The following is a 19,076-nucleotide window of genomic DNA, read 5'->3' as shown; positions in this document are numbered from 1 at the left end:
ATGATTTATCGCTGAAGGATGGAAGACTGGCGGCGCAGTCCGGCGACCTCGCCACGCACGGGTTGACCGACCAGGGATGCCAGCCGAAAGGCGGGCTTGGGCCGACTGGGACGCGCCACCCGCCGGGTGGCGTCGATGACATACAGGCCATTGAGGAACCAGGCCCATTCGGCGCTCAACCGCCGGAACCGCTCGCCGCGCCGATAGACATTTTCCCGACACCACGGCGTCACACCGCCGAGCGGCTCGATGGCGTCAATGCGATAGCCCAGCACCCGCAGCCAGTCGACCACCCGCCAGGTCGGGTGATGATGACCCAACGCCAGGGGCGCATGACAGCCCGGCCAAAAACGCGAGCGCAGGTGCAGCAGGCTCGCGGGATTCAGACCGACAATCAGCAGCCGCCCCTCGGGCCGCAGGGTTCGATCGATCTCGCGCAGGATCTCGTGCGGGTTGCGCCGATCCTCGAGCACGTGCAACGCGATCACCAGATCGGCGGCCTCGCTCTCGATCGGCAGGGCATCGAGCTCGACCGGCAAAGTCCCAGCCTGAGCACCCACCCGACCACCCGGCGGACCGGCGAGCACGCGATGATCGATGCGCAACCGCTTCTCCCAACCGAAACGCCGCTCGAACTCCAAGCCGGATTCACCCAGCACCAACGCGTGATACCCGAAGGCGGTTTGGGCCCGCCGGGCGAGCATGGCGACCAGGTCGGCGGCCACCAGTCGGCCGACCGGACCGCAGTACCAGTCGGCCACGGCCACGCTGGCGGCGAGCGCACTGTCCTTGGCTGGGTTCTGACTCACGGCGTCCTCGTGCAAGTAAGGAATCTCTGCAATCAGGCCTTGCCTCAGGCCATCTCGCGCTCGCCCGGCGACCAGCGCACCACCCGCCGGGCGGCGAGCATCAGCGCAAATGCCAGCAGGCTGGCGAGAGTCATCGCGGCGAAGGCCATATCGGGCTCCACTCTACCCCAGAGCAGGCCGGCGAGGTACAGGCCGAGCGCCGCGCCACCGCCGTAGCTGGCCGCCGACAGGATTGCCTGACCCCGGGCATGGGCACGTCCCGGAAACTGGTGGTCGATCACCCAGATACCCACCGCGTGGGTCATGCCGAAACTGGCCGCGTGCAGCAACTGGGCGAACAGCAACCAACCGAGCACGTCGGCCTGGTAGCCGATCAACAACCATCGGAGCGCCATCAGCGCGATGGCCAGCAGCATGAGAAACAGCGGCGCGAAGCGGTTGCGCAGCCCCGGCAGCAGGAAAAACAGCACGATCTCGGCCACCACGCCCAGCGCCCATAGCAACCCGATGGCCGTGGCCGAGTAGCCCAGATCGGCCAGGTGCACGGAGAAAAACGCGTAGTAGACGCCGTGGGAGAGATTGATCAGGAACGAGCCGGCGAAGAAGGCCAGCATGGCGGGTTCCTTGAGCCGGTCGCGGATCGACACGGGACGCGCGCCGGTCTCGCGCGGCACGCCCGGTTCGGGAACCCGCCACAGCACCACCGCCAGTGCGACCAGTGCCACGGCCATCAGCCAGGGCACGGCATCGAGACCGATGCGATCGATCAGTGCACCTAGCCCCACCGAGGCGACGATGAAACCGATCGACCCCCAGGCGCGCAGCGCGGGGTAGCGCTCCGGTGCCGGGCCGGTCAGGCGCAGGGCGGCCACGTCCAACTGCGAGAGCAGCGGCTGCCAAAAGAAACCGAACAGCACCAGCAGCACCATCCAGCCGACCAGCCCGGCATCGATGCCGGCCAGCAGCGCCAGCCCGACGGCCAGCACGGCGCTGATCAGGGCCGTGGCGATCAGCCAGACGATCACCCGGCCGCTGTGGTCGACCATCCAGCCGAGCAGCGGTGGGGCGACGAGCTTGGCGGCCATCACCATGGCGAGCATCGCCCCGACCGTGTCGGGCGCAAAGCCCTGCTCGATCAGGTAGGGGCTGAAATAGGGCAGGTAGATCCCCAGCCCGAGGAAGAAGGCAAAGTATCCGAGCCGGATCGGGTTGAGGCGCGCCACCCCGCCCTGTCCTGCCGGGGTCGTGCTCATCGACCGGGTGTCGAGCCGTCCCCGGCCGGGACCACCGGCGTGTCGGTGGTGAGATCACCGCATTGCCCGCGCTGGCGCAGGGCGTGATCCATCAGGGTGAGCGCCAGCATCGCCTCGGCGATCGGTGTGGCGCGGATGCCCACGCAGGGGTCGTGACGACCGGTGGTGATCACCTCGGTGGCCTCGCCCTTCATGTCGACGCTGCGACCCGGCAGGCGGATGCTGGAGGTGGGCTTCAATGCCAGGTGCGCGACGATGTCCTGACCGCTGGAAATGCCCCCGAGCACGCCACCGGCGTGATTGGAGAGAAAGCCATCCGGCGTGATTTCGTCGCGGAATTCGGTGCCGCGGGCAGCCACGCAGTCGAAGCCGTCACCGATCTCCACGCCCTTGACTGCGTTGATGCCCATCAAGGCATGGGCGATGTCGGCATCGAGACGATCGAACACCGGCTCGCCCCAGCCCGGCGGGCAGCCTTCCGCCCGTACCGTGACCTTGGCACCGACCGAGTCACCCGAGCGGCGCAGATCGTCCATGAAGGTCTCGAGCTCGGCCACCTGGTCGGTACAGGGCCAGAAGAACGGGTTCTCGCCCACCGTCGCCCAGTCGAAGCAGTCCTCCTTGAGCACGATGGGACCGAGCTGGGAGAGGTGCCCGCGCACGGTCACGCCATGCATTTCGGCCAGCCACTTCTTGGCGATCGCGCCCGCGGCGACCCGCATGGCGGTCTCGCGGGCCGAGGAACGCCCGCCGCCACGGTAGTCGCGGTGACCGTACTTCTGTCGGTAGCTGTAATCGGCGTGTCCCGGGCGGAACTGCTCGGCGATCTTGGAATAGTCCTTGGAACGCTGGTCGACATTCTCGATCAGCAGCCCGATCGGTGTACCGGTGGTCTCGCCCTCGAACACCCCCGAGAGGATGCGTACCTGGTCGGGTTCGCGGCGCTGGGTGGTGTGCCGGGAGGTGCCCGGCCGGCGCCGATCGAGATCGGCCTGCAGGTCCTCCTCGGAGAGTTTCAGGCCCGGCGGGCAACCATCGACGATCGCGCCGAGCGCCGCTCCGTGGGATTCGCCGAAGGTCGTGACCCGAAACAGGGTGCCGAAGGTGTTGCCTGCCATACGTATTTATCCCGAAAACTGGCCGTTCCAAAAATGGGTGCTCGCCGCGATCACGACGACCGATTGTGTCTCGCGCGGGCGAGTCGCGGGCCATGCTAAAATGCGCGGCCCCTCGCCGACGGCAGATGCCGGTTCGGCGAGCTTGAGCCGGCGCAGACGCCTGAGCCGAAAGACTGCAGAGTATACCTGTCCGATCCGGACACTTCCCAAGACCAGCCGTCCATGCCCATCGAGCTCATATCCACCATCGACCGGCAGGCCCGCGCCCGCCCGCACGCCCGCGCACTGGGCGACCGGCAACAGTGGCTGGATTATGCCGAACTGGCCGGCCGACTCCAGGCCGCGCGAGGCGCGCTGCGGGCGCTCGATCTCGTGGCGGGCGACCGCGTAGTGGTCTGGGCGGGCAAGTCGGTCGACACGGTCATCTGGCTGCTGGCCATGCTCGCCGAGGACATCGTGCCGGCCCCGGCCCATCCGGGACTCAAGCCCGAGCAGGTCGACCACCAGCTCGCCCGCTGCGAGGCCCGCGGCCTGCTCGCCGATCGCGCCCGGCTGAGGCAATACGGCCAACCCGCATTCGACGCCGACTGGGGCTGGTGGGCAGCCGGGGGCGATACCCCGCAGGATCTGGTCTCCCACGATGCCAACGGCACGGTCGACCTAAGACCCGGCGAGTACCGTCCATCGCCCGACCGCCTGGCCATGCTGTTCTTCACCTCCGGCAGCACCGGCCTGCCCAAGGGCGTGATGATCAGCGAGGGCAACCTCGACACCGGCACCCGCCTGGTGGCCGACTACCTCGACCTGCGGGAAAGCGACGTGGTTGCCGCCATGCTGCCGCTGGCCTTCGACTATGGCTTCTCGCAGATCACGACCGGGCTTTCCCGGGGGGCGGCGGTCTACCTCGACGACTACCTGCTGCCCGCCGATCTCAAGCGCCCGCTGCTGCGCGAGGCGGCGACGGTGTTCGCCGGCACGCCCGGTCTGCTGGTCCCGCTGTCCGGGCAATCCTGGCTCCGTGAGGCCCCGGCCCTGCGCGTGCTGACCAATTCCGGCGGCGCGCTGCCGGTCGCGGCCGTGCGCCGACTGCGCGAGGCGCGCCCGGGCGCGAAACTATTTCTGATGTACGGCCTGACCGAGGCCTTCCGCGCCACCTACCTGCCGCCCGGGGAGGTGGACGCCCACCCGGATGCCATCGGCTACCCATTGCCCGAGACGACGGTCGGTCTGGTCGATCCGGATGGCCGCCTGCTCGGCCCGGGCCAGAGCGGCGAGCTGGTGCAGGGTGGCCCGCTGGTCGCGCAGGGCTACATCAACGACCCCGAGGCCACCGCCCAACGCTTCCGTCCCCCGCCGCCCGGCTGGCCGGACGAGACGGCCGAGCGCGTGGTTTTCAGCGGCGACCGGGTGCGCCTGGACGAGGCGGGCCGACTGTATTTCGCCGGCCGGCTGGACGAGCAGATCAAGGTGGCCGGCTTTCGCATTAGCCCCGAGGAGATCGAGGCGGTGGCCCACGCCGCCCCCGGGATCGAGGAGGCGGTCGCCGTGGGCGAACCCGATCCGGAGCGCGGCAGCCAGCGATTGATCCTGCACGTCGCGCCACGCCAGGCGGATCTCGAGGCACTTCGCCACCACCTGCGCGCCCACCTGGCGCCCTATCAGCAGCCGGCGGCAATCGAGACCCATACCGCCCTGCCCCGCTCGACCAACGGCAAGTTCGACCGCCGGGCCCTGACCACGATGGAGGCAACCTGAGCATGGCCAAACACGACACACTCGATCCGGCCACCGGCGAGGCGATCCTGGAGCGCACCCTCGGACCGCTCGCTGATTGCTGGGGCCGGGAGAACGGTTACCTGTCGATCGACGGCCAACCGCTCTCGGCCCGTCTACCCCAAACCCCGGCCTATCTGTACAGCCGCCGCTGTCTCGACACGGCAGTCGCCTCACTGCGTTCGGCACTGCCCGATTCCATCGGCATCCACTACGCCATCAAGGCCAACCCGTTCCCACCGCTGGTGCGCCACCTGGCCGGCCTGGTCGATGGCTTCGACTGCGCCTCGCTCGACGAGATGAAGCTCGCCGCCGGGATAAGCGAACCGACACAGAAGATCTCCATCGCCGGACCGGCCAAGTCGCGGGCCGAGCACCGCTACGCGATCGAGGCCGGCATCACCATCAACGCCGAGTCGGTCGGTGAACTGGAACGCATCATGGTGGCGGCCCGCACCACGGGGCGACGTGCCCGCGTCGCCTTGCGGGTCAACCCGCCCTTCGCGCTCAAGGGCTCGGGCATGCACATGGGTGGTGGCGCCCGCCCCTTCGGCATCGACAGCGAGGTAATCCCGAGCCTGCTCGACCAACGCGACACGCTGGCCGAGGGCGGCATCGACCTGGTCGGGCTGCACCTGTTCGCCGGCTCGCAGAGCCTGGATGTCGAGGCGATCGTCGCCACGCTGGATGGCTGGACCGAGCTCCTGCACGAGTGGCACCAGACCACCGGCTTTACCCCGGCGGAGCTGATCATCGGACCCGGCCTGGGCGTCGCCTATCATCCCGGCGACCGACCGCTGGATCTCGACCGACTGGCGCCGGCCTTCGCCCGCCTCGACGAGCAACTGGCCGCGCTGGGTCAGCGTGGCGGCACACCGATCGACACGCGACTGGAAATGGGGCGCTTTTTGGTTGCCGGTGCCGGCATCTACCTGACACGGGTGGTCGACCGCAAGATCTCCCGCGGCACCACGTATCTCGTCTGCGACGGCGGCATGCATCACCACCTGGCACTCTCGGGCAACCTCGGTGCCGTGTTGCGACGCAACTGGCCCGTGATCGCCGTCGACCATCTCGACGACGAGGCCAATGAGACGGTCGATGTCGCCGGACCGTTGTGCACGCCGCTGGACGTCCTGGGCAAGGGCCAGCCCCTGCCGGCACTTGCCCCCGGTGACTGGCTGGGCGTGCTGCAGTCGGGGGCCTACGGGGCGTCTGCCTCCCCGGCGGGGTTTCTCTCGCGCGCCCCGGTCACCGAATACTTGATCTGACCACCGGGCTGGCCAACACTCGCCCCAATTCCCACGCTGCAGAACCCCGCATCCATGTCGCAACCCCCTCACGCCCCGGTGCCGGACACCACCCCGATCCAGTCACCGGCACGCCCCGATCCCAGCCGGCACTTTCGCCGGTTTCTGTTGGTCAATGCCGTGCTGCTGCTGATCTCGTTACTGGCCAACCTGGTCCTGGAGCGGCCGGTGTTCTCGGTGGTGCATGCCTTGATGCTGGCGGCGGTGGGGGCCAGCTGGGGAGCGGCGGCCCGCTGGGGATGGCGCATGGCCAAACGCTGGTATCTGGCGGCATTGATGCCCTATCTGATCAGCTTTGCGTTCATCGGCCAGATCGAGAGCTTCGACATCCTCTGGATGCTGCTCTTTCCGCCGATCGCCGCGTTCCTGGTCGAACGCCCGCGCAGCCTGATCCTGTGGGATGCGACCTTCCTCGCCCTCGTGACGGGCGTGTACACCCTGCACTGGACGCGGCTCTTCCCGCTGATGTACACGGACATCGCCCTCGGCGCGCAGTTGACCGCGCTATTCTTCCTGGCGGTGATCAGCTGGTTCATGCAGGGCTACAAGGCGCAATTGGCCGACGTGCAGCGGGCCTTCCGTCAGCAACTCGAGCGTCAGGTCGATGATGGCCTCCAGCAGATCCGCGGGCTGAACCGGGAACTGGAATCGACTCAGACCGACCTGGTGCGCCTCTTGGGCGAGTTGTGCGAGGCACGCTCGGAGGAGACAGGCAATCACGTCGCCCGCGTGGCCGCCTATGCCCGGCATCTGGCGACACTGGCCGGCCTGCCCGAGCATCACGTCACCTCGATCCACCAGGCCGCCCCGCTGCATGACGTCGGCAAGATCGCGATCCCCGATCGGATTCTCAACAAGCCCGGTCGCCTGACCGACGAGGAATTCCGCGAGATGCAGTCGCACACGCATCTTGGCCACGGCATCCTCAAGGCCTCGGGCCGCCCCCTGCTGCAGGCCGCGGCCACCATCGCCCACGAGCACCACGAACGCTGGGATGGCAATGGCTACCCGCGTGGCCTGTCAGGCACCGGCATCTCGATCGAGGGCCGCCTGGTGGCGATTGCCGACGTGTTCGATGCGCTGTCGTTCAAGCGCGTCTACAAGCCGGCCTGGTCAGACGAGAACATCCGCGACCTGTTCGCCAACGAGCGCGGCCGGCAGTTCGACCCCGACCTGACCGACCTGTTCCTGGGGCATTACGCGGATTTCATTGCCCTGCGTGACCGCACCGGCTGACGCCGCACGCCCACGATCCCGGTCAGGCCAGCAGGCGACGCACCGGGGCAAAGGAGCGGCGGTGGATCGGGCTGGGACCGAGTTCCACCAGGGCGGCAAGGTGTGCCGGCGTGGGATAGCCCTTGTGGCGGGCCAGGCCGTAACCGGGGTGTTCGGCGTCCAGGGCGACGATCTGACGATCCCGGGATACCTTGGCAAGGATCGAGGCCGCGGCAATGGCCGGGTCGGAGGCATCCCCGCCGACCAGGGCGCGGCCCAGCACGGGCAGCTCGGGGCAGCGATTGCCATCGATGTGCGCCCGGTCGAGCGCGTGCCCGTCGTCGAGCAACGCGAGCACGGCGCGACGCATGGCGAGCATCGAGGCATGCAGGATATTGAGCTCGTCGATCTCGGCCACACTCGCCTCGGCGATCGCCCAGCCGGCCGCCCGTTCACGGATCTCGTCGAACAGGGCCTCACGACGACGCTCGGTCAGTTTCTTGGAGTCGTCCAGCAGACGGATCGGGCGGGCGGGATCGAGGATCACGGCGGCGGCGACTACCGGGCCGGCCAGCGGCCCGCGCCCGGCCTCGTCCACGCCGCAGTAGCAACCCGCATGGTCCAGATCGTCAAACAAGTCGGCTTGCGGCATACTCGCGCCCATTCGTTGTTACCACCTATGTTTCCGGGGGCTGCTTGGATTCCGAGACCCATCGCCATCCGCAAGCGGGCCATCCTCACCCGCGCATCCTGATCGCCGCTGGCGAGGCCTCCGGCGACATGTACGCCGCCGAGCTGATGTCGCGCCTGGTCGAGCGCCTGCCCGGCCTGACCGCCTACGGTCTGGGCGGCGCGCAATCGCGCGCCGCCGGCATCGAGACGATCGTCGACATGGACCAGGTCTCGGTAATGGGCCTGGTCGAGGTGCTGCGCCACTACGGCCAGCTACGCGCGGCGATGAACACCCTCATCGAGGCGCTCGATCGCGATCGTCCCGATCTGGTCATCGTGATCGATTTCCAGGAATTCAACCAGCGCCTGGCCAAGGCGGCCAAGGCGCGCGGCATCCCGGTACTGTTCTTCGTCGCGCCGCAGGTCTGGGCCTGGCGAGCGGGCCGCGCGAAAGACTTCGATCGCTATGCCGATCACCTGGCGGTGCTGTTCGACTTCGAGGTGGCACTGTTCGCCCAACACGGCCTGCCCACCACCCACGTCGGCCACCCCTTGATCGAGCTGATCGACCGCGAGGCACCCGACCGGGCCGGAGCCCGCCATGCCCTGTCGTTGTCGGACGATACCCCGGTGGTGGGTCTCCTGCCGGGCAGTCGCCGCGGCGAGATCGAGCGCCTGTTACCGACCTTCCTCGCCGCCGCCGAGCGCCTGCTCGAGGCCGACCCGACACGACGCTTCGTGATGCCGCGGGCCGACTCCATCGATGCCGACTGGCTAAAGGCGCAAATCGCGGCCTGCGCGCCCTCGACGGCACTCCGCGATCGACTGACCGTCACCACCGGCGGTGCCCGTCGCGTCATGGCCGCCAGCGACGCGATGCTGATCGCCAGCGGCACCGCCACGCTCGAGGCCGCACTGATCGGCACGCCGATGGTCATCGCCTATCGCAGCAATCGCCTGACCTACGCCCTGGCACGACACCTGGTGCGCATCGAGCATATCGGCCTGCCCAACATCATCCTCGATCGCGAGGCCGTCCCGGAGCGTCTGCAGGAGGCAGTCACGCCCGAGCGGCTCGCCGAGGACATCGAGCAATTGCTCTCGCCGGACGGCGCGGCCCCTCAGCGTACGGCGTTGCGGGAAATCAGGGCCCGGCTGGGCCAGCAGGGCGCATTCGACCGCCTCGCCGACTTGGCCGCCGGCATGATCGCCGGGAAGGGCTAACCGGTCAGCCGGTTCGGATCGAGCAGCTCGGCGAGCGTGGCCTCGTCGAGATCGGTCATCTCCCGCGCCACGTCGATCACTGCCCGCCCCTCGGCGTAGGCCCGCTTGGCGATCGCCGCACCGGCCTCGTAGCCGATCACCGGATTCAAGGCCGTCACCAGGATCGGGTTGGCCGCCAGATCACGCTCGATGCGTTCGCGGTTGACGGCAAAGCCGGCAATGGCCTTGTCCGCCAGCAGACGCGAGGCGTTGCTACCCAGCGTCATCATCTCGTCGAGGTTGGCTGCCACCACGGGGAACATCACGTTGAGCTCGAAGTTGCCCGATTGCGCCGCCATGGCCACCGCGTGATCCAGCCCCTGGATCTGCACCGCGACCATCGCGACGGATTCGGGCACCACCGGGTTGACCTTGCCCGGCATGATCGAGCTGCCCGGCTGCAGCGCCGGCAGGCTGATCTCGCCCAGGCCGGCCAGCGGACCACTGTTCATCCAGCGCAAATCGTTGGAAAGCTTGTGCAGAAAGGCCGCCAGCCCGCGCAGCGCCGAACTCAGCACCAATGAGTCATCCTGCACGCTCATGCCGGCGGCCGGATGGGCCAGGCGAGTGAAGGGCCGATCGCGCCCGAGATCACGGTTGAGGGCATCGATGGCGGCGTCGGCAAAGCCTTCCGGTGCATTCAGGCCAGTCCCTACGGCCGTGCCGCCCAGAGGTAGGGCGAGATTGCGATCGCGCGCCTGCTCCACGGCGACCCGCCAGCCACGCAGCTGTTCGACGAAACCCTCGAGCACCTGATCGAAGCGGATCGGGGTCGCGTCCATCAGGTGCGTTCGACCCGTTTTGACCACCCCGGCCAATTCGCGCGCCCGGCCGAGCAACACGGTCTCCAGGTGGGCCAGCGCGGGCAGCAGGTCGTGCTCGACCCGCAGTACCGACATCACGCGGATCGCACTGGGGACCACGTCGTTGGAGCTCTGGCTCATGTTGACATGGTCGTTGGGGTGTATGCCGTCATCATTGCCGGCAAGATGGGCGATCACCTCGTTGACGTTCATGTTGCTCGAGGTGCCCGACCCGGTCTGGTAGACATCGACCGGGAAGGCATCGCGGAACTGTCCGTCGGCCAGTCCGGCGATCAATCGATCGGCCACGCCCACGATCGCCTCGGCGCGAGCCGCATCCAGCGTGCCAAGAGACTGATTGCCTCGCGCACAGGCCGCCTTGAGCCGGCAAAGGGCATCGATAAAGGCCACCGGCATGGGCCGACCGCTGACGGGGAAGTTGTCGACCGCCCGCTGGGTTTGCGGACCGTAGAGGGCGTCTGCCGGCAGGCGCACCTCACCCAGGCTGTCGTGTTCGATGCGTTCGGCGGAGTTGGTGGCAGTCATGGCGTCGATGGGGAGGGATCGGGTTGGGACAAGGAAGCGGGACGCCTCGTGCGCCCGCGCCACCGGGTTCGGGATCAGCGGGTAATGCCGCGCTCGCTTTCGCGGATGAAATCGAGCATCTCGCTCAGCGCCGGCTCGGACTCGGCGGCCTGCTCGAACTCGGTCCACACCAGGTCATCACCCTGGCGCTTGACCAGTTGGCGGAAACAGCGGTTGAGCAGCGTGATGGTCTCCGGCGAGAAGCCGCGACGCTTGAGGCCTTCCTTGTTCAAGCCGATGGCGCGGGCGCGGGCCCCGTCGGCCATCACGAACGGCACCACGTCCTTGGAGACCTTGGAAAAGCCGCCGATGAAGGCGTGCGCGCCGATGTGGCAGAACTGGTGCGCGACGGCGAACCCGCCGAAGATGGCGTGCTCGCCCACCTCGACGTGGCCGGCGAGCGAGGCGGCGTTCGCGAGAATGACGTGATCACCCACCAGGCAATCGTGGGCAACGTGGGCGTAGGCCATCACCAGGATGTCCGAACCCAGCCGCGTCAGGCCGCCCCCACCGGCGGTACCCCGGTGAATGGTGGAGAATTCGCGAATGCGGTTGCGATCGCCGATCTCGAGGAAGGTGCGCTCGCCGGCGAACTTGAGATCCTGGGGCACCTCGCCCACGACGGCATGGCTGAAGATATGGTTATCCGTACCGATCCGGCATGGCCCCTTGATCACCGCATGCGACTCGATGACCGTGTTGGCACCAATCTCGACCTCGCCTTCGATGACCGTAAAGGGGCCGACCTGCACGCTCTCGTGCAGACGGGCCTCGTCACTGATGATCGCGCTCGGATGAATCACTCGATCACTTCCTTGGCCACACACTTGACCGTGGCACGTGAGGCCAGCTCGTCGCCCACGTGCGCCGTGCAGTTGAAAATACCCATCCCGCGAGCCATGCGCTTGATCTCCACCCGGATGGTGAGCTGATCACCCGGCTCGACCATGCGGCGGAACGTCACGTCGTCCAGTCCGACCAGCATATAGAGCGCGTTATCCTTCGGCTTGCCACCGTTGGAGCGGAAGGCGAGCACACCGGTCGCCTGCGCCATCGCCTCGGTGATCAGCACGCCAGGCATGATCGGCCGGACCGGAAAATGTCCCTGGAAAAACGGCTCATTGAAGGTCACGTTCTTGATCGCGACCAGGTACTCATTGGGCTTCCAGTCAACCACCCGGTCGATCAGCAGGAACGGGTATCGGTGCGGCAGGAGGTTCATGATCTCCTGCACCATCATGGTGTTGTCTTCGCTCACGAGTCTTCCTCAGGCGTCGGCGAGTCACCGAGCCGTTTTTCAAGTTGTTTCACCCGGCGTGCAAGCCGGTCGAGTTGTTTGAACCGCACCGCATTGCGATGCCAGCGTTCGTTCGTGTCCAGTGGCGTACCGGCCGAGTAGACGCCCGGCCGATGGATCGAGCGCGTCACCATCGACATGCCGGTGACGTGCACGTTGTCGGTCAGGGTGAGGTGCCCGGCCAGGCCGACGCCCCCGCCCAGGGTGCAATGCCGACCGACCTCGCTCGAGCCGGCCAGGCCGGCGCAGCCGGCGATGGCCGAATGCTCGCCGATACGCACGTTGTGCGCGATCTGAATCAGGTTGTCGAGCTTGACCCCATCGGCAATTACCGTGTCGTCGAGCGCCCCCCGATCGATAGTGGTGTTCGCACCGATATCGACGTCGTTGCCGATCACGACGCGCCCCACCTGGGGCACCCGTCGCCAGACCCCGTTGTCCTGCGCCAGACCAAAGCCGTCGGAACCGATCACCACCCCGGGCTGTATCACGCAGCGCGCGCCGATCAGGCTATCGTCGAGCACGGTCACCCGCGCCAGCAGCCGGGTTGCCTCGCCGATAACGACGTTTGAGCCAATCACGCAGCCCGGCCCGATCACGACCTTGGGCCCGATACGAGCACCGGCGCCGACGGTGACCTGGGCATCGATGCGAGCACTAGGGTCGATGGTGGCGCTCTCGTCCACCACGGCGGAGGTATGCACGCCTGCAGGCCTGGCCGGCAAGGCATACAGGCGCTCGAGCACCCGGGCGAAGGCCAGCCGCGGCTGGTCGACGACCAGGCAACACACGGTCTCGGGCAATTGCTCGCGCCCGGCCTCGTTGGTCAGCACCAAGCCGGCCTGCGTCGAGGCCGCCAGATCCGCGCTGCGTCGGTCGCCGTCGTAGTAGCTGACCTGCTCGGCAGTCGCACAGGCCAACGAGGCCGCCCCCGTGATGCGGGTGGCGGCCTCGTCGGGGGCCACATCGATGGCCCCGTCCACGCCCTGGGCGCCAAGCCAGTCGGCGATCTCGCCGACGCTCGCGCTCGTGCTGGCCGAAATACTCACCGTGTGTCAGGCCCCGGCCGGATCAGCGGCCCATCTTCTCGAGACGCTCGAGAACATCCTTTGTCAGCTCGACCCGATCGGCCGAGTAGACCACGCCTTCGGAAAGCACGAGGTCATAGCCCTGCTCTCGCGCCACTTCACGGATGGCGTCGAGCACGAGGCGCTGCAATTTGCCGAGCTCCTCGTTCTTGCGCAGGTTGAGATCGTCACGGAAGTTGCTCTGCTGACGCTGCAGGTCGCGCAGTTTGCGATTGAGCTCGCGCTCGAGGTTGCCGCGATCGCCCTCGTTCATGGTGACACCGTCACGATTGAGACGGCTTTCCATCTCCTGGACTTCCTGGCGAAGGCCGCGCAATTCTTCCTCGCGGGCGGAGAACTCCTGTTCGAGCTTCTGCTTGGCCTGTTCGGCCTGGGGCGCCTGCTCGAGCAGCACCGAGGAATTGACGAAGCCGATCTTGATATCGGCCGCCTGCACGGTCAGCGGTGCAATCAGCGCAATCGTGAGTAAGGCGAATCGTTGAAGCAAGCGAATCACGCGGTCATCTCCTGAAACGTCAAGGCCCGATGTGGGCCGAACGGAAACCGCCGAACGGCGGCCCCCACTCCTGCATGGCGGCACATTATGCCACAGCCCGTCAGAACGACGCGCCGATCGAGAACTGGAAGCTCTGGGTCCGGTCTTCCGGCTCGTCGTTGAGCGGCTGGGCAAAGCTGAACATCAGCGGGCCGACCGGCGAGATCCAGCTCAAGCCCACGCCTACCGACTGGCGCAGCGTATCTGCCTCGAAGTTCTCGATGTCGCGATAGGCATTACCGATATCCCAGAACAGGGACATGCGCACCGAGTCTCGCTGCTCGGTCAGGAAGGGCAGCGGCGAATAGATAGCAAGGCCACCGTTGACCTTGAAGGTGCCACCCATCGGATCGTTGTTGTTGTCGCGCGGGCCGAGCGAGTAGTCCTCGTAACCCCGTACCGAACGAATACCACCGGTGAAGTAGTTCAGGAACGGCGGCACGCCGTCGTAGTAGTCACTCACGCCGGAGTAGTCGTTCTCGGTATCGCCGTAGGCCTTGATCTGACCGACGTTGCCGTGCGCCTGCAGAGTGAACATGTCGGTCAGCGGCAGGTAGAACTCGCCGTCGTACTCGCCCTTGACGTAGGTCAGGTCACTGCCCGGCACGGCCAGCGTCGCCGTGAGGCGGTGGTACTGACCCGCGGTCGGGAACATGTGCCGGTTGCGCGAATCGTAGCGCCAAGAGGGCTTGATGGTGTAGGTGTAGTACTGCTCACCATCAAAGCCCGGGCCCGGATTGTCGTCCACGTCATCCTGCGGACCTGTAACCCAAGTTGGCGAACGGGTCGTCGCCTTGATCTCCTGGCTCTCGACGCCAAAGGCGATCGAACCGTAGGTCAGCTCCGAGAGCGGCACACCGAAGTTGATGTTGCCACCGTAGGAGTCGACCAGGTAACGGGACAACGACAGCTCGGTCCCGTCCTGCTTCTGGTAGAACAGCCCGAAGCCCTGGCTGACCCCGTTGACGGTGAAGTAGGGGTCACGGTAGTTGAACTGGTAGTACTCGCGGTACGAGCTACGTTCGACGTTGATCCCCACTTCCTTGCCGGTGCCGAGGAAGTTCGGCTGGTTCAGGCCGGCGTTGAACAGCACGCCTTCGGCCTGGGAGAAGCCCACACCGGCGGTTAGCGAACCGGACAGTTGCTCGGTGATGTCGTACTCGATATCCACTTGATCCGGCGCGTCAGGCACCGGGCTGACCTCCTGTTCGACCCGCTCCACCGAGGGCAGTCGTTCAAGACGCTGCTTGGAACGATCGAGCTTGTCGCCGGCGTACCAGCTACCCTCCATCTGCCGCATTTCGCGACGATAGACGACCTCGTTGGTGTTGTAGTTACCCTTGAACTCGATCTCGCGCACGCTGACGCGACGCCCCGGCTCGAGATTGAAGTCGACGACAACGGTTTTCTCATCCTCATTGATATCCGGGCGCGGCTCGACCCGTGCGAAGGCATAGCCGTAATCGCCCATGCGCCGACCAATCGCATCGCTGGTGTCGACCACCTGACGGCGACTGAAATACTCGCCCACCTCGACCTGCGTCAGCTCCTCGAGGGTCTCTTCGTTGAGCAGCATGTTGCCGCTATAGGTGACGTCCTCGACCTTGTAGCGCTCACCCTCGGTGATGTTGACCACCACCTCGATGTCCTTCTTGTCCGGCGTGATGGTCACCTGGGTAGAGTCCACCGCGAACTTGAGGTAACCGCGATCGAGGTAGAACGAACGCAGGCGCTCGAGATCGGCCGACAGCTTCTGCTTGGAATACTGGTCGGCACTTGACCAGAAGCGCCACCAGGAAACCGGGCCGAGCTCGAACTGATCGAGCAGTTCATCCTCGTCGAAATCCTCGTTGCCAATGATGCGCACGCGGCGGATGGAAGCCGGCTTGCCCTCGTAGATCTCGATATTGACGAAAACGCGGTTGTCCTCGAGCTCTTCGACCTCGGTCTCGATCTGCACACCGTACTGACCCAGGCTGTAGTAGACGCGCTGCAGCTCGGTCTGCATCTTGTCCAGTGCCCGCTGGTCAAGCACGCGCCCCTGGACCAGGCCGATCGACTTCAGGGCTTCCTGCAGCTTCTCGGTCTCGACCTTCTCGTTGCCGTTGACCTCTAGCGCCGTAATGGTCGGGCGCTCCTGCAGCCGGATCAGCAGCGCATCGTCCGGCCCCCGGCCCACCTCGACATCCTTGAAAAAGCCGGTGTCGTACAACGCCTCGACCACGCGTGTACTGTCACCGGCCTGGAAATCGTCGCCGACCTCGTAGGGGATGTAGGTGAATACCGTACCCGGGGAAATGGTCCGCAGGCCCTCGACCCGGATATCGGTAATTTCGAATGCCTGTGCCAGCGTTGGCAAGAGAAGCAGCGCGGCAAGCGCCAGGGAGGTGCAGCGTTGGGTGATGGTCATGCCGAAAGGCTTTCCTGGTCAGGCGGATGGATTGGAATTCGGGAATACGGCCGAGGCACGGCCGACTCGCCGACCCGGCACTAGGGAAACGTTGCGCGATTCGATAGCGTCTCTGCGGGACCGCCAAGGGGCCAGATGCAAGGCACAGTCCGCCGTGAATGGCCTTGTCCTTCACAAGGACTGCAACGCCGCAGATGGCCCCTTGGCGGCCCGCCCGAAGGGGCTTGCGGGTTTGCCCGCACTCCAGAGATGCTATCGAATCGTGCAGAGTTTCCCTAAGGAAAATCCGGGCTATTGTGGCCCAAGGGGGGCTAGTGCATCAACCGCGCGATGTCGTTGTAGAAAACCACCACCATCAGCAGCCCGAGCAGCAGGATACCCAGCCGGGCAAAGACTTCCTCGAATGCGGCACCAACCGGCCCGCCCTTGATCGCCTCGATGGCGTAGAGGAGCAGGTGCCCACCGTCGAGCATCGGGATCGGCAGCAAGTTGAGGATGGCCAGCGACAGGCTGACCAGGGCGAGAAAACCGAGGAAGGTCGACAACCCCAGCAACAGGCTCTTGCCGGCATACTCGGCAATCGCGACCGGCCCCGAGAGGTTGGCGATGCTCGCCTCGCCCGTGAGCAAACGATGGAAGACCGAAAACGTCAACGTGGTCATCTCCCAGCTGCGCTCGACGGCCAGACCCATGGCCTCGACCGGCCCGGCCCGCTCCAGCAGGAACATCGACTCGGCCGCCTCGGTGTCGAGCGGATGAGCGCCCAGGGCCACCCCGATTCGCCCCACGATCTCGCCATCCACCTCGGTGGCACGTGGCGTAACGACCACGTCCTCACGCCCGGCGTCCGTCTCGATGGTCAATCGAGTCGCCTCGCCCGCTCGTGATCCGATCGCCTCAATCAGCGCCCAGGGGTCCCGGTATTCGCGCCCGTCAATCGCGACGATCCACGAGCCGACCTCGAGCCCGGCGGCCGTGGCGGGCGAATCGGGTTGCACCTCGGCAATCTCGGCATACGCCGGCGCGCGCCAGACGGCGAAACCCACACGCTCGAGAATATCCGTGGGCTGCCGGCCGATCTCCCCGCCCAGCGGATCGAGTTCACGCAGGTCGAGCGTCATCTCCCGGCTGCTGCCGTCACGCTCGATCGTGATCGGCAACGCTTGTTGCTCGATCGCCCCGTTGAGCAGCGACAAACGCAGATCCGACAGGGTCATCACCGGGTCGCCGTCCACGGCACGGATGACATCGCCCTCCTCCAGCCCCGCCGCGGCGAGCCGCGATTCGGCATCCAGATCGCCGACCTTGGGCAAAACGCCCTGGGTGCCCACCATGAACATCAGCCACCAGAACACCAGCGCAAGCACGACGTTGGCGGCCGGTCCGGCGGCAACCACAGCGGCCCGCACCTTCAGCGACTGGCGATTGAATGCCCGGTGGCGCTCGGCCGGATCGACCGCCCCCTCGCGCTCGTCGAGCATGCGCACGTAGCCACCCAGCGGAAACAGCCCGACGCGGTACTCGATCGACTCCCGGCCACGCCGGGTCGAGAAGATCGCCCGGCCGAAACCCAGCGAGTAGGTCAGTACCCGCACACCCAGGCGGCGCGCCACCCAGAAATGACCGTACTCGTGGAAGGCCACCAGGATGCCGATGGTCAGCAGAAAGCCGACCACGCTCAGAAGGATATCCATCAATCAATCAGCCCCTACTGCCGCGCGGCTCCCACGCGTATGACACCACGACGCGGCCCACACCCGCACTTCCCGATCAGCGGCCAACACCGCCTCGATGGTCTCCGGCGCAGCGGAGGCAGAATCGCCGGCGAAGTGCGTCATCGCGGCCTCGAGCGCGGCGGGAATGTCCATGAAGCCGATTCGACGCTCCAGGAATTCAGCGACCGCCACTTCGTTGGCGGCATTCATCACCAAGGGCATGATCCCACCGGCGGCGAGTGCCTCAAAGGCCAGACGCAGGGCGGGAAAGCGCTCGGGATCCGGCGATTCGAAATGCAGCCCGGCGAGCGCACCGAAATCCAGTGGCGCGACGCCCGATTCGATCCGCTCCGGCCAGGCCAGGGCGTGGGCGATCGGGGTCCGCATGTCGGGCTCACCCAGCTCGGCGATGACCGAGCCGTCGACGAATCGCACCATCGAATGGATCACCGACTCGGGGTGAACCAGCACCTCGATACGCTCGGCCGAGACACCGAAGAGGCGGGCCGCCTCGATCACTTCGAGACCCTTGTTCATCATGGTGGCCGAATCGACCGAGATCTTGCGCCCCATCGACCAGTTCGGGTGGGCGCAGGCCTGCTCGGGGGTGATGCCGGCGAATTCGGCCAGCGGCCGCTCGCGGAACGGCCCGCCCGAGGCGGTCAGCACCAGCCGTTCGATCTTGTTGCTGTCGCCCACCAATCCGGCACGGCCGACCACGGCGGCCTGATCGGCGGGCAGGCACTGGAAGATCGCATTGTGCTCGCTGTCGATCGGCAACAGCGTCGCCCCGGCGCGACGCGCCACGTCGAGCATCAGCTCGCCGGCCGCCACCAGGGATTCCTTGTTGGCCAGCAGCACCCGCTTGCCGGCGGCCAACGCATTCCACGTCGACCCCAGACCCGCGGTACCCACGACCGCCGCAACCACGGTGTCGAGCGCCGGATCGCCGGCCAACTCGTCCACCGCTGCCTGACCCACCACCATGGTCGGCCGCTGGGCAGCCGGCAGGCTGGCCAGCCGTTCCTCGAGTGCGGCGCGCCGGTCGGCATCGACCAGGCCGACCGTCGTCGGACGGAATCGCTTGATCTGTTCGAACAGGGGGTCGACTCGCGAGTGGGCCACGAGCACGTCGACGGAAAATCGCTCCGGGTGACGGGCGAGCACGTCCAGCGTGCTCGTGCCGATGCTGCCGGTCGAGCCGAAGATACCGATGCGGGTCTGTGCCAC

Annotated in this window: 16 protein-coding genes; 4 read left to right on the top strand and 12 right to left on the bottom strand. The window is 66.6% G+C overall.

The genetic code is table 11. From position 1 onward, the window contains the following. Window positions 1-5 precede the first annotated feature (5 nt). From D5687_RS00715 to aroC, 3 genes are read right to left on the bottom strand one after another with little or no spacing between them, the layout of a single operon-like run. Entirely contained in the window at window positions 6-809 is an 804-nt protein-coding gene (locus D5687_RS00715) for a methyltransferase domain-containing protein (RefSeq protein ID WP_125197831.1), read from the bottom strand. Window positions 810-853: 44 nt separating this feature from the next. Then, window positions 854-2,062, bottom strand: coding sequence for an MFS transporter (locus D5687_RS00710; protein WP_125197830.1), 1,209 nt, complete (start codon window positions 2,060-2,062; stop codon window positions 854-856). Then, entirely contained in the window at window positions 2,059-3,180 is a 1,122-nt protein-coding gene (aroC, locus tag D5687_RS00705) for a chorismate synthase (protein ID WP_125197829.1), read from the bottom strand. Before aroC ends, D5687_RS00710 begins: the two co-directional genes overlap by 4 nt. Before the next feature lie 222 nt (window positions 3,181-3,402). Here aroC and D5687_RS00700 point away from each other — a divergent pair, with 222 nt between their 5' ends. Genes D5687_RS00700 through D5687_RS00690 form a run of 3 tightly spaced genes read left to right on the top strand, consistent with a single transcriptional unit; the run spans window position 3,403 to window position 7,499 of the window. Continuing rightward, on the top strand, window positions 3,403-4,935 hold the full coding sequence (locus tag D5687_RS00700) for an AMP-binding protein (protein WP_125197828.1): 1,533 nt from the start codon (window positions 3,403-3,405) through the stop codon (window positions 4,933-4,935). A 2-nt stretch (window positions 4,936-4,937) separates the two neighbouring features. Further along, window positions 4,938-6,224 (top strand): pyridoxal-dependent decarboxylase, exosortase A system-associated, encoded by a 1,287-nt coding sequence (locus tag D5687_RS00695; protein ID WP_125197827.1) that lies wholly within the window; start codon window positions 4,938-4,940, stop codon window positions 6,222-6,224. 54 nt (window positions 6,225-6,278) lie between these two features. Beyond that, on the top strand, window positions 6,279-7,499 hold the full coding sequence (locus tag D5687_RS00690; RefSeq protein WP_125197826.1) for an HD-GYP domain-containing protein: 1,221 nt from the start codon (window positions 6,279-6,281) through the stop codon (window positions 7,497-7,499). 22 nt (window positions 7,500-7,521) lie between these two features. On the opposite strand, the gene rnhB is transcribed toward D5687_RS00690, so the two are convergent. After that, window positions 7,522-8,130: a ribonuclease HII gene (gene rnhB, locus D5687_RS00685; RefSeq protein ID WP_125197825.1), complete on the bottom strand. Its 609-nt coding sequence runs from the start codon at window positions 8,128-8,130 to the stop codon at window positions 7,522-7,524. Window positions 8,131-8,174: 44 nt separating this feature from the next. Here rnhB and lpxB point away from each other — a divergent pair, with 44 nt between their 5' ends. Continuing rightward, window positions 8,175-9,374, top strand: a complete 1,200-nt coding sequence (gene lpxB, locus D5687_RS00680; protein WP_125197824.1) for a lipid-A-disaccharide synthase — start codon at window positions 8,175-8,177, stop codon at window positions 9,372-9,374. On the opposite strand, the gene D5687_RS00675 is transcribed toward lpxB, so the two are convergent. From D5687_RS00675 to dxr, 8 genes are all read right to left on the bottom strand, one after another. Further along, window positions 9,371-10,762 (bottom strand): lyase family protein, encoded by a 1,392-nt coding sequence (locus tag D5687_RS00675; protein WP_125197823.1) that lies wholly within the window; start codon window positions 10,760-10,762, stop codon window positions 9,371-9,373. The two genes, lpxB and D5687_RS00675, sit on opposite strands and share 4 nt — an antisense overlap. A 74-nt stretch (window positions 10,763-10,836) precedes the next feature. After that, window positions 10,837-11,604, bottom strand: a complete 768-nt coding sequence (lpxA, locus tag D5687_RS00670) for an acyl-ACP--UDP-N-acetylglucosamine O-acyltransferase (protein WP_125197822.1) — start codon at window positions 11,602-11,604, stop codon at window positions 10,837-10,839. Beyond that, window positions 11,601-12,041: a 3-hydroxyacyl-ACP dehydratase FabZ gene (gene fabZ / locus D5687_RS00665; RefSeq protein ID WP_125197974.1), complete on the bottom strand. Its 441-nt coding sequence runs from the start codon at window positions 12,039-12,041 to the stop codon at window positions 11,601-11,603. Before fabZ ends, lpxA begins: the two co-directional genes overlap by 4 nt. A 14-nt stretch (window positions 12,042-12,055) precedes the next feature. Then, window positions 12,056-13,147, bottom strand: a complete 1,092-nt coding sequence (gene lpxD / locus D5687_RS00660; RefSeq protein ID WP_204742096.1) for a UDP-3-O-(3-hydroxymyristoyl)glucosamine N-acyltransferase — start codon at window positions 13,145-13,147, stop codon at window positions 12,056-12,058. Between the two features lie 22 nt (window positions 13,148-13,169). Then, entirely contained in the window at window positions 13,170-13,682 is a 513-nt protein-coding gene (locus D5687_RS00655; RefSeq protein WP_240031374.1) for an OmpH family outer membrane protein, read from the bottom strand. Window positions 13,683-13,782: 100 nt separating this feature from the next. Continuing rightward, window positions 13,783-16,131 carry an outer membrane protein assembly factor BamA gene (gene bamA / locus D5687_RS00650; RefSeq protein ID WP_125197821.1) on the bottom strand — a complete coding sequence of 783 codons (2,349 nt, stop codon included), beginning with the start codon at window positions 16,129-16,131 and terminating at the stop codon, window positions 13,783-13,785. 311 nt (window positions 16,132-16,442) lie between these two features. Then, the gene (gene rseP, locus D5687_RS00645; protein WP_125197820.1) at window positions 16,443-17,825 is read right to left on the bottom strand and encodes an RIP metalloprotease RseP; all 1,383 of its coding nucleotides are present in this window, start codon (window positions 17,823-17,825) and stop codon (window positions 16,443-16,445) included. A gap of 3 nt (window positions 17,826-17,828) precedes the next feature. After that, on the bottom strand, window positions 17,829-19,076 hold the full coding sequence (gene dxr / locus D5687_RS00640; RefSeq protein ID WP_125197819.1) for a 1-deoxy-D-xylulose-5-phosphate reductoisomerase: 1,248 nt from the start codon (window positions 19,074-19,076) through the stop codon (window positions 17,829-17,831).

This window comes from Guyparkeria sp. SCN-R1 (assembly GCF_003932495.1).
GTDB lineage: Bacteria > Pseudomonadota > Gammaproteobacteria > Halothiobacillales > Halothiobacillaceae > Guyparkeria.
Note: the sequence above shows the minus strand (reverse complement) of the source record. Positions and strands in the feature narration are given on the sequence as shown.

What these genes read in the sequence shown, in the direction of transcription:
- rnhB (WP_125197825.1), bottom strand. Translation starts at nt 8,130, where the DNA reads ATGCCGCAAGCCGACTTGTTTGACGATCTGGACCATGCGGGTTGCTAC.
- D5687_RS00690 (WP_125197826.1), top strand. Translation starts at nt 6,279, where the DNA reads ATGTCGCAACCCCCTCACGCCCCGGTGCCGGACACCACCCCGATCCAG.
- D5687_RS00675 (WP_125197823.1), bottom strand. Translation starts at nt 10,762, where the DNA reads ATGACTGCCACCAACTCCGCCGAACGCATCGAACACGACAGCCTGGGT.
- bamA (WP_125197821.1), bottom strand. Translation starts at nt 16,131, where the DNA reads ATGACCATCACCCAACGCTGCACCTCCCTGGCGCTTGCCGCGCTGCTT.
- rseP (WP_125197820.1), bottom strand. Translation starts at nt 17,825, where the DNA reads ATGGATATCCTTCTGAGCGTGGTCGGCTTTCTGCTGACCATCGGCATC.
- D5687_RS00700 (WP_125197828.1), top strand. Translation starts at nt 3,403, where the DNA reads ATGCCCATCGAGCTCATATCCACCATCGACCGGCAGGCCCGCGCCCGC.
- fabZ (WP_125197974.1), bottom strand. Translation starts at nt 12,041, where the DNA reads ATGATGGTGCAGGAGATCATGAACCTCCTGCCGCACCGATACCCGTTC.
- aroC (WP_125197829.1), bottom strand. Translation starts at nt 3,180, where the DNA reads ATGGCAGGCAACACCTTCGGCACCCTGTTTCGGGTCACGACCTTCGGC.
- D5687_RS00695 (WP_125197827.1), top strand. Translation starts at nt 4,938, where the DNA reads ATGGCCAAACACGACACACTCGATCCGGCCACCGGCGAGGCGATCCTG.
- D5687_RS00710 (WP_125197830.1), bottom strand. Translation starts at nt 2,062, where the DNA reads ATGAGCACGACCCCGGCAGGACAGGGCGGGGTGGCGCGCCTCAACCCG.